Origin of the sequence: Eubacterium sp. AM46-8, assembly GCF_003466705.1 — a bacterium.
GTDB lineage: Bacteria > Bacillota > Clostridia > Lachnospirales > Lachnospiraceae > Lachnospira.
Genome location: NZ_QSEU01000004.1, coordinates 138408 through 149105 on the forward strand (window position 1 = coordinate 138408; position 10698 = coordinate 149105).

The window sequence follows — 10698 nt, forward strand, 5'->3', positions numbered from 1 at the left end:
TACCTCCGTAAGTCACTTTATATCAGAATCATAATTAATTTAATGAAACTAATACCTTACCTGACTCTACAGAATCACCAGCTGCACACTCAACAGTTGCAATTGTGCCATCCTGAGGAGCACAGATTTCATTCTCCATCTTCATAGCTTCAAGGACAACCAATACATCGCCCTTCTTTACAGCAGCACCTGCTGTTGCATTAACCTTAAGAATCTTTCCTGGCATTGGAGCGTTAACTTTAACTGCTCCCTGAGCACCTGCTGGTGCTGCTGCCTTTGGTGCAGCCTTTGGAGCTGCTTTAGGAGCGGCTGCCTTAGCTGCTGGAGCTGCACTGCCTGTTCCTTCTTCTACAGTAACATCATATACGTTACCATTAACTGTAATTGTATAGTTCTTCATGATTATTTCCTCCTATTATTAACCTTTCTAATTGAGCGGACAACAAGACCATCCGTAGATGTTCCTTCTGATGCTGCAATTGCTGCAGTAATAACTGCAATAAGTTCAAGATCGTCCTCAACATTTTCTTCTTCATTAGAAACAATCTGTGCTATAGCATTATCAACACCAACAGAAGCTGTGTCTTCTTTCTGTTCTTTCTTTCTGTTCTCAAATACGCTTATATACTTGAACAGAGAAATAATGAATGAAATGAATATAAGAACTACAAATACAGTTCCCATACCAATAAGTGTATTCATTCCGGCCTTACCCATCTTCTCACCTGTTGTGTATGATGGATTAATAGCTCCACTTTCAAGTGTGTAATCTGTATTGATTACGAATTCGAATGTACATACTCTCTTTTCGAATTTAAGTTTAACTGAAATAGTACATAATTCACTTGTTTCATCACTGACCTTTACATTAATGTTGTTAACATCAACAGACTCTTTGAGTTCACCAAGTTCATCTTTAGTGCTGTTCCAGCTATTGTATAATCCTATTGTTTTAACATTCATTCCCTGCTGGTTAACAATATACATCTTACTGTTAACATCATTAAGGGTTATTCCTGCTTCTGCATCTGCAATAAGAGCATCTGTTCCTGCTTCACCCTGATTGCTGTCAAGGTAAAGAATCATATCCTTTGCCCAGTCCTTGAGGTAATTCTCAACATAAGCAACCTCGTTATCTTTAACGGATTCTTTAGCTGTATTAGTATCAATCTGTGCATTACCACAGGCTGTCATACTGAATACGCAGGCTAACATGCAGAATAACAATAAGAATCTTTTCAAATTAGTCTTCTTCATATTGTCACCTCTTAATTAAACTGTTCCATGCTTCTTATCAGGACGAACCTCTCTCTTTGAAAATAACATTTCAAATGCAGCGGCTACATACTGTCTTGTATTCTCCGGGTCAATAACAGCATCAACATATCCTCTTGCTGCTGCTGACTCAACACTTGACTGTAACTTAGCATATTCAGCTGCTTTCTCTGAAACAGTTGCTGCCACATCAGAAGCGGCTGCTATCTCATCAGCATACATAATCTTTGCTGCAAGCTGTGAATCCATCATTCCGATAGAAGCTGTTGGCCATGCGTAGACAAGGTCAGCACCTAAAGACTTAGAGTTCATAGAAACATATGCGCTTCCATAAGCCTCACCTGTAATAACATTAACCTTAGGTACATCTGCGTTAGCAAATGCATATGTAAGCTTGGCACTTGCAATTGCAATTCCCTTCTCAGCTGCCACTGTAGCTTCGAATCCCTTAACATTAGTAAGTGTAAGTACCGGAATCTCAAATGCATTACAGAAATTAACGAAATTCTCTGCCTTGTAAGCACCCTTAACTGTAAGAACAGGCTCAAACTTCTCAGCCACTTCGCCCTCTTCATCATAAAGAGCTGTTCTGTTAGCTACAGCACCAATAGTAATTCCATCTACCTGAATAAATCCTGTAACCATTTCTTTAGCATATGAAGCCTTAACTTCAACAAATACATTATCATCAGCAATATCTGAAAGAGCTAATGCAGGGTCAGCAATCTCTGCTGCCATATCCGGGCATGCTCTGTTAAGATCATCTGTTGTTGCAGAAACTGCAGCATCCTCTTCGTTGTTAGCAGGAAGCATAGAAACTAACTGCCTTACACCATTAGCAATAGTCTCCTCATCTCCTGTAAAATCAACAACTCCTGCTTCTGCCTGGAACTTAGCTGACGCTGTGTCAAGCTTTGATTCATTATTACCATCTAATGCATTAGGGCTGTTAACAAAAAGCTTTGCCTTGCTATCTTCCATAAATGTAAAATCAGATAATGAAGAAAGAATTGCAAGTCCTCCACCACAGTTACCATAAACTGCTGTAATCTGTGGAATAACACCTGATGCAATAGACATCTTCTTATAAATTGTACCGAAACCTTCAAGAGCATCTGTTGCTTCCTGAAGTCTTAAACCTGCGCAGTCAATAAGACCTATCACAGGAGCTCCCATCTTCATAGCATAATCATAAAGTGCTGAAATCTTCTTAGCATGCATCTCACCGATAGAACCATTAAGAACAGTTGCATCCTGGCTGTATACATACACAAGATTACCATTAATAACTCCGTATCCTGTAATAACACCATCGGATGGAGCCTTCTTTTCCTGAATGTTAAAATCTGTAGATCTGGCAGTCACACCAGCACCGATTTCAACAAAGCTGCTATCATCAAGTATTGCTTCAATCCTTGATAATGCCTGTGTTGTATTACTCATTACGAGACCTCCCTTGTTTTTTACGTTGCAATTGCGCAACTCTTTGTTAATTTTATTACAATGTGCCAATAATTACAAGTATTTTTAGTCCTTTGTTTCAAATACAATCACAAGTCCTTTTTTTATATTTATAACCGCCTCATTTTCTTTAATTTCATTACTCTGGCATATGCTTAAGCCTTGATGAAGTATATAATCATCAAGCACATATTTAAATCCTGAAAGGCTTATAATTGTTTCTTCAGATAATGGAACAAATGATACATAATCACCATACTGTCCTTTTTGGGACACTTTTACTTCTCCCATCCTGTCATTTACAAGATATATTTTATTGTGACTGTCACATATAAAACATGGCACATCACTGTCAAGTGCAGCCTTCATATTGCATATATTGGTAAATGTATGATCCATTCTTGTACCTGTCGCCCCAAGTATATATATAACTGAAGCTCCGGCTTTCAACGCATTTATAATAGCAATATGCGTATCTGTATAATCCTTTTCTCTGGGATAAGTCTTAATATCTGTACTCTTATACTTATCAAGCAGACCTGCTTCAACTGAATCATAATCTCCCAGTATCATATCAGGCATAAGCCCGAGTTCATTAATATACTTAAGCCCGCTGTCTGCTGCAATTATATATTCTGCATTAATCGTCTTAACAAAACCCTTTGCCCAGTTGATATCAAGACTTCCCCCTGTCACTATAAGTGTTTTCATATCAATCTCCTTAATCTTGCCAATCTGTAATATCTTTCTTTTGTATTTTACCACAATAATTCATATGTTCTTTATTTTTTCACAATTATATTTTATAATGTCTGAACAACAAAGGACTTATGGTTAAGTTCTATAACAAGGAGGAACATTATGTCTGAAAACACAACTGACATAACTAATGACAACATTCAGGATAATAACGAAAACAATTCTCTTCTTACAGGTGGAAGCCTGTATGAAAGCAGCACTGACAAGTACAAGGATAATTTATCATCTGCATCACATTCTTTGTATGTGGAGGAATCGGAATCATTCTTATGATTCTTAATGATATCGGTATCATTAAGATAGTAACTAAAGATGCACCTTCATTCCTTTTTATTAACATTGTTCTTGGTCTGTTATTTGTCGGATTCATTGCAATCGGTGTCTGGTCCTTGAAATACTCTAACAAAATTAAAGCCAAGGCTGAAACTGAGGATAAGAAAGCCGCCAATGTACTTAACTGGCTTGAAGACAACATAACCAAAGAAGATATTGAAAATTCTTACGCCGGAGATATTCAGGAAGAAATGAAATATTTTAACCGTACAGCTTATGTTAAAGAACAGTTAACCGTACAATTTACTGAACTCTCAGATGAAGAAGCCGAGAATTTTTCAGAACAGTTCGTTGAAAAATGTTTAATTAATTCTTATAATCAATAAAACCCGCTGTGTAATTAACAGACACAGCGGGTTTATTATATTCTGATTAGTTGTTAGAAAGGAATTCATCAATTCCCTTAGCTCCAGCCTTTCCTGCTCCCATGGCAAGAATAACTGTAGCTGCACCTGTAACAGCATCTCCACCGGCATATACACCTTCCTTAGATGTTTTACCAGTTTCTTCTTCTGCTACGATACATTTTCTCTTGTTGATGTCGAGTCCCTTAGTTGTTGAAGATATAAGTGGGTTAGGTGAAGTACCAAGTGACATGATAACTGCATCTAATTCCATAACAAACTCTGAACCAGGAATCTCTACAGGCTTTCTTCTTCCTGAAGCATCAGGTTCACCAAGTTCCATCTTAATACACTTCATACCTGTAACATTACCCTTGTCATCTGTAAGAATCTCTGTCGGATTAGTAAGAAGGTCAAATATAATTCCTTCTTCCTTAGCGTGATGTACTTCCTCAGCTCTTGCTGGAAGCTCCTCCTCACTTCTTCTGTATACGATATGAGTCTCTGCTCCAAGTCTTAATGCTGTTCTTGCAGCATCCATAGCAACATTACCACCACCAACGATAGCAACCTTCTTAAATCTCGCTATTGGAGTATCATACTCATCCTTGAAAGCTTTCATAAGATTGCTTCTTGTAAGGTACTCATTAGCTGAAAATACTTCGTTAGCATTCTCGCCTGGGATACCCATGAATCTTGGAAGACCTGCACCAGAACCGATGAATACTGCATCAAAGCCTTCATCTTCAAGTAACTGGTCAATTGTCATTGACTTACCAATAACAACGTTAGTCTCAATCTTAACGCCTAACTTCTTAACATTCTCAACTTCGTGGGCAACTACTGTTGACTTAGGAAGACGGAATTCAGGAATACCATATACTAATACACCACCAGCCTCATGTAAAGCCTCGAATATAGTTACGTCATATCCCATTTTTGCAAGGTCTCCGGCACATGTAAGTCCTGAAGGACCTGAACCGATAACAGCAACTTTCTTGCCTTTCTTCTCTGTTGGCTTCTCTGGCTCAACATTATTTTCTCTTGCCCAATCAGCAACAAATCTTTCAAGCTTACCAATTGATACTGATTCACCCTTGATTCCTCTAATACACTGACCTTCACACTGTGTCTCCTGTGGACATACACGGCCACATACAGCAGGAAGTGCACTTGACTTACCAATAATCTTATATGCTTCCTCAATATTTCCTTCTTTTACCTGATGAATAAATGCTGGGATATCGATAGATACAGGACAGCCCTGAACACATCTTGCATTCTTACAGTTAAGGCATCTTGTTGCCTCTTCCATAGCTTCTTCCTTGTTATATCCAAGACATACTTCATCAAAATTCTTATTTCTTACGTCAGGAGCCTGCTCTCTGACTGGCACTTTCTTCATTACGTCCATTTTGAAACCCATCCTTTCTAATTACACTGTCCACAACCGCCGTGATGTGTATCGCCTTCCTGAAGCTTGAGCATTGCTCTTCCCTCTTCAGTTCTGTACATAGCACTTCTCTTCATAGCCTGGTCAAAGTCTACAAGATGACCGTCAAACTCAGGTCCGTCGACACATGCAAACTTAATCTCATCGCCAACCTTAAGACGACATGCACCACACATACCAGTTCCATCAACCATAATCGGATTCATGCTGACAATTGTAGGAATTCCAAGTTCCTTAGTAAGAAGACAGACGAATTTCATCATAATCATAGGTCCGATTGCTACACATAAATCATAATGTTTTCCTTCTGCAACAAGATCCTTAAGCACATCTGTACCCATACCTTTTCTTACATAGCTTCCATCATCAGTTGTTATGTAAAGATTACCAGCAACGGCCTTCATCTCTTCCTCTAAGATTATAAGTTCCTTATTCTTAGCACCAACGATAACATCAACATCTACGCCATGCTCGTGCATCCATTTAACCTGTGGATATACAGGTGCTGTTCCAAGACCTCCTGCAATGAATACAATATTCATCTTCTTGAGTTCTTCAATATCCTTGCTGATAAGCTCTGATGGACATCCAAGAGGTCCAACAAAATCTTCAAATGCATCTCCTGCTTTAAGATGTGACATCTTCTCAGTAGACGCTCCAACTATCTGAACAACTATTGTTATAGTTCCTGCTTCTCTGTCATAATCACAAATAGTAAGTGGAATTCTTTCGCCCAAATCATCCATCTTTACAATAACGAACTGGCCAGGTTCACAATGTTTAGCAACTCTAGGAGCTTCAACATCCATAAGGAAGATCTTCTCTGCTAACTTCTCAGCCTTAAGAATTTTATACATTACAATTCTCCTTTCAAAAAGTAATATTATGAAGTGCATTACGCACAATCAACCTTTAGTATTCTTTGGCAGAATAACTGCCTTCTTTACCTGTAACAGTATACACCTTACCGCTTGATGTATCAACGCCATATAATCCGGCAGTTGTTGTAGAACCACCTTTTATTACATCATATCTGATAATATACATTTCATTGTCACCAACCTTTGTCTTTGAAATGTAGACAAAATTAACACCTGAACCATCTGCTGCTATACTGTCTGACTTAAGTACCTTCTTTGATATAAGGACACTTTTCAGCTGACTTTCAGCCTGACTATATGTATATGTATTCTTTACTTCAACATTATAATTTCTCTTAACTACAGAACTGCTCTGCTCATGATCGTTAATTATTACAAATGCGATTACTGTATTACCGGCTGGCATATCGAATTCACCTGTATACTCTGTTGATGAAGCTGTAGGAGTTGTACCATCTGTTGTATAATATGCCTTGCATTTGTCAGGAATGTTATTAATCTTAACTTTCTCTCCTGCAGAATATTTCCCTGATGCAGGACTTACATCTGGTGCTGCAGGTGCACCATATTCTATAACATACTCAAGGTCAGCCACGCTGCTGTATACACCCATTGAATTAACAGCAACTGCTTTTATCTTGGTAGTTCCTGTTTCAAGTTTAATACCTGTTCCATCATATAATGTACTCTTGCTGTCCGGCTCTTTGCCATCTGTTGTATAATACACAACACAGCCAGAAGCACATGTAAACTTAAGCTCTACATCATCATCATATGAACCTGATTCTTTAGATGGAACCGGCTCACTTACTATATAATTCTTAACAGCATCTTTACATTTGCCATCCTGATATTTTCTTATAAGATTAGTTAAATTATCAGCATCTTCTCTTTTATAATAAATGTCTGCAAGTGCCTTGACTGCATCTTCGTAATTCTCATCATATGACAGAATATCCTTCAACACATTAACAGCCTCATCCTCATTACCAGAACTCTCATAGCATCTGTACAATGTGTACTTAAGATTAAGATTCTTCTTTCCTTCATTCTCTTTAGAAGCTTTGCTAAGATATGAAGAAGCATCTCCGTAATTGCCTTCTTCGTACAGTTTCATTCCTGTATTATAATAATAGTCATAATTCTGCTTACTCTTTTTATTAAGTGATACTGCAACAATTATTATAATTATAATGACAACTGCCACACCGGCACCAACTCCGGCAAAAATAAGCTTGGTTTTCTTATCTACAGGCTTCTTAGGCTTTTTATCAGCAACAGCCTCTGTCTTATTACCATTATCATTATCTAAAGATTCCTCAGTCTCATCCTCTTCATCATCAGCAAAAATATTATCATCTTCCGTAACATCTTCCTGCTCACCATCTGTTGCTGAATAATCTTTCTTCTGTTCTCTTAATATCTCATCAGTTATCTGTGGAATAACTCTTGTTTTACCATCATTAATATCTGCTGTCTTCATATTAGAAGGTAAATCATTCTTTCCTACTAGAGCCTTAGCTACTGTAGTCTCTTCTTCTACCATCTTCTGCAATGACTTTTCAATTTCGTCCTCTATGCTTGTATCCTTTTTAAAATTATCTGGCATATATAGACCTCCATATATATAAATAACATTTTGATATTAACATATTAAAGAATATTAATCAATAAAATAGAATTTTATGATTTTTATTTTTGTTTAACTAATTATACACATTTTGCTCACATTTATCATGTATATTATTTAACAGATAGCAAAGAGAATTCTTTCTATCTCCCCCTCATATTTTTAAAAAGGAGATGTTGACCGCATCTCCTTTTTTATTGCTTTTTTAGATTATGTGTAATTTCTTTTAAAACATAGAAAAGATTAGGCAAAAATGATGGAATTAATCAGATTAATATGGTAAAATGTTGTAGCAATAAAATATTTTGGAGGTATCTAAACAATGAAATTAAATTTAAGACCAGCTGAAGAGTGTACTTTTGACGCTGTATCATTAGGTGAAGTTATGCTTCGTCTTGATCCAGGTGAAGGCAGAATCCGTACAGCAAGAAGCTTTAGAGCATGGGAAGGTGGCGGAGAATACAACGTTATCCGTGGACTTCACAAGTGTTTCGGTATGAACACTGCTGTTATCACAGCTTTTGCTGATAACGAAGTAGGTCTTCTTATGAAGGATTTCATCGAGCAGGGTGGTGTTTCAACTGACCTTATCTGCTGGAAGAAGACAGATGGTATCGGACGTCTTTGCAGAAACGGTCTCAACTTCACAGAAAGAGGATTTGGTATCCGTGGTGCTAAGGGTTGCTCTGATAGAGCTAACACAGCTATTTCACAGGCTACTCCAGAAGATTTCGATTTCGATTACATCTTCAAGAACAAGAGCGATGGTGGTTTAGGTGTTCGTTGGTTACATACAGGTGGTATCTACGCTGCTCTTTCTGAGCAGGCTTGCGAGACTGTTATTGCAGCTTGTAAGGCAGCTAAGAAGTACGGTACAATCGTATCTTACGATCTTAACTACAGACCATCTATGTGGGAAGCTATCGGCGGTTTAGCTAAGGCTCAGGAAGTTAATAAGGAAGTTGCTAAGTATGTTGACGTTATGATTGGTAACGAAGAAGACTTCACAGCTTGCCTTGGTTTCGAAATCGAAGGTAACGATGAGAACCTTAAGACTCTTAACCTTGATGGTTACAAGAAGATGATCAACGAAGCTGCTGCTACATATCCTAACTTCAAGGCTGTTGCTACAACACTTCGTCAGGTTAAGACAGCTACAGTTAATGACTGGTCAGCAATCTGCTGGGCTGATGGAGAAATCTACAAGGCTGCTCAGTATGATGGACTTGAGATCATGGATAGAGTTGGTGGCGGTGATTCATTCGCTTCAGGTCTTGTATATGGTCTTATGACATTCGAAGATGCTGAGAAGGCTGTTAACTACGGTGCAGCTCACGGTGCATTAGCTATGACAACACCTGGTGATACAACAATGGCTTCTCTTAAGGAAGTTGAAGGTATCGTTGGTGGTGCTGGCGCAAGAGTTCAGAGATAATCTATTTAATTCATAATTTGGATTCTAACGAAATAAAGAGTTGTCCGGTTTACCGGGCAACTCTTTTTATATTGCTTATAATAATTAATTGTATGTTACATATATTCACTATCTGTACGAAATAGTAAATACAAGTGTATCTGTGTATGTACCGGCATATGCTTTATCCCAGTCTGATTTATCAATAAGTAATGTAAGCATTGTATTATCAGAATTCTCTGTATAAGATGCTGATTTGAACTCTTTATCTCCATTCATAATCTTATAAGGAATTGTCTTTGATGTATCCTTAGTATTCTTAAGTTTGCCACTTGCATCGACAGCCACATTTACACTCTTATCCGGCTCAAGTCTTACATTCTCGATTGTAATTTTTCCAAGGCTGGATGACTGCTCTCCACTTTTTATTGTTGTATTGGCAGGAATAGTAACCATGTATGTCGGGTCAACAGACACACTTATTGTTGTCTGTTTTGTATCAGAATCCTGTGCCATAACAGATGTAAAGCTTCCTAATACGAACATTGTACTAAGTAAAACTGCTGTGAATTTTCTCATAATATCCTCCATTCTTCATTAATTAATGATATATTTATTTTGCAACAAGAACAGTCTCAACATTAGCACCATTCATTGCCTTACCATCTGTAAGTGATGCAGTGCTGATTTTAATAACTGCATTATGCTCTCCTGCTGCAAGCCCATATTTAAGCTTCACATTTGTTATAGCCTTACCCGGCTCAACCATATCTGACTTATATATTGTTTCATTGGTATCTGATAAAACTATCTCAAATGTAAAGTAACATGGATTTCCCTCTGGATTATAAAGATTCATAGTCACATTTTCTTTATCTGCAGCAATAGTAATTGAAGGATATCCAGGAATTCTTATAGCCTGTCCCTGCTGCCCTCCTGAATTGTTATTATCCTGTATATCTCCCGCATCAGAATCAAGAGTAGGAGTAAATTTATCATCATTATTCCTGTTCTTATTAATAAACAATACTGAAACCAATATTGCAGCAATCGCACACAGCACTATTATTACCGCTATCATCATTTTATTCTTTGATATCTTCATCTGAATCCCTCCTAGGAGTTCATACAGACCGGTAACATGACCA

At 37.7% G+C, this 10698-nt stretch carries 12 protein-coding genes; 3 read left to right on the top strand and 9 right to left on the bottom strand.

Going from position 1 to position 10698, the window contains the following annotated elements:
* Positions 1-34 precede the first annotated feature (34 nt).
* The 4 genes from DW963_RS04240 to DW963_RS04255 form a co-directional block, all read right to left on the bottom strand.
* Positions 35-400: a biotin/lipoyl-containing protein gene (locus DW963_RS04240; protein ID WP_012739159.1), complete on the bottom strand. Its 366-nt coding sequence runs from the start codon at positions 398-400 to the stop codon at positions 35-37.
* 2 nt (positions 401-402) lie between these two features.
* A complete protein-coding gene (locus DW963_RS04245) occupies positions 403-1257 on the bottom strand; it encodes an OadG family protein (RefSeq protein ID WP_117913980.1) in 855 nt (284 codons plus the stop codon).
* Between the two features lie 15 nt (positions 1258-1272).
* Positions 1273-2718 carry an acyl-CoA carboxylase subunit beta gene (locus DW963_RS04250; protein ID WP_055285505.1) on the bottom strand — a complete coding sequence of 482 codons (1446 nt, stop codon included), beginning with the start codon at positions 2716-2718 and terminating at the stop codon, positions 1273-1275.
* Between the two features lie 84 nt (positions 2719-2802).
* Positions 2803-3447 carry a thiamine diphosphokinase gene (locus DW963_RS04255; protein ID WP_117913981.1) on the bottom strand — a complete coding sequence of 215 codons (645 nt, stop codon included), beginning with the start codon at positions 3445-3447 and terminating at the stop codon, positions 2803-2805.
* Between the two features lie 150 nt (positions 3448-3597).
* Here DW963_RS04255 and DW963_RS13250 point away from each other — a divergent pair, with 150 nt between their 5' ends.
* Entirely contained in the window at positions 3598-3768 is a 171-nt protein-coding gene (locus DW963_RS13250; protein WP_158567447.1) for a hypothetical protein, read from the top strand.
* Positions 3765-4154, top strand: a complete 390-nt coding sequence (locus DW963_RS04260; protein ID WP_117913982.1) for a hypothetical protein — start codon at positions 3765-3767, stop codon at positions 4152-4154. Before DW963_RS13250 ends, DW963_RS04260 begins: the two co-directional genes overlap by 4 nt.
* A gap of 46 nt (positions 4155-4200) precedes the next feature.
* Here DW963_RS04260 and gltA read toward each other — a convergent pair whose 3' ends face one another.
* Genes gltA through DW963_RS04275 form a run of 3 tightly spaced genes read right to left on the bottom strand, consistent with a single transcriptional unit; the run spans position 4201 to position 8115 of the window.
* The gene (gene gltA, locus DW963_RS04265; RefSeq protein WP_172675985.1) at positions 4201-5586 is read right to left on the bottom strand and encodes an NADPH-dependent glutamate synthase; all 1386 of its coding nucleotides are present in this window, start codon (positions 5584-5586) and stop codon (positions 4201-4203) included.
* A 17-nt stretch (positions 5587-5603) separates the two neighbouring features.
* Complete coding sequence (locus tag DW963_RS04270) at positions 5604-6482, bottom strand: sulfide/dihydroorotate dehydrogenase-like FAD/NAD-binding protein (RefSeq protein ID WP_117913983.1); 879 nt, start codon at positions 6480-6482, stop codon at positions 5604-5606.
* Between the two features lie 55 nt (positions 6483-6537).
* Entirely contained in the window at positions 6538-8115 is a 1578-nt protein-coding gene (locus DW963_RS04275; protein WP_117913984.1) for a chitobiase/beta-hexosaminidase C-terminal domain-containing protein, read from the bottom strand.
* Between the two features lie 343 nt (positions 8116-8458).
* Between DW963_RS04275 and DW963_RS04280 the strand changes: the two genes are divergently transcribed.
* Entirely contained in the window at positions 8459-9571 is a 1113-nt protein-coding gene (locus DW963_RS04280; protein ID WP_055285498.1) for a sugar kinase, read from the top strand.
* 108 nt (positions 9572-9679) lie between these two features.
* Here DW963_RS04280 and DW963_RS04285 read toward each other — a convergent pair whose 3' ends face one another.
* Together DW963_RS04285 and DW963_RS04290 are read right to left on the bottom strand one after the other, a co-directional pair.
* Positions 9680-10129: a hypothetical protein gene (locus tag DW963_RS04285; protein WP_117913985.1), complete on the bottom strand. Its 450-nt coding sequence runs from the start codon at positions 10127-10129 to the stop codon at positions 9680-9682.
* 34 nt (positions 10130-10163) lie between these two features.
* Complete coding sequence (locus tag DW963_RS04290) at positions 10164-10655, bottom strand: hypothetical protein (RefSeq protein ID WP_117913986.1); 492 nt, start codon at positions 10653-10655, stop codon at positions 10164-10166.
* Between the last annotated feature and the right edge of the window lie 43 nt (positions 10656-10698).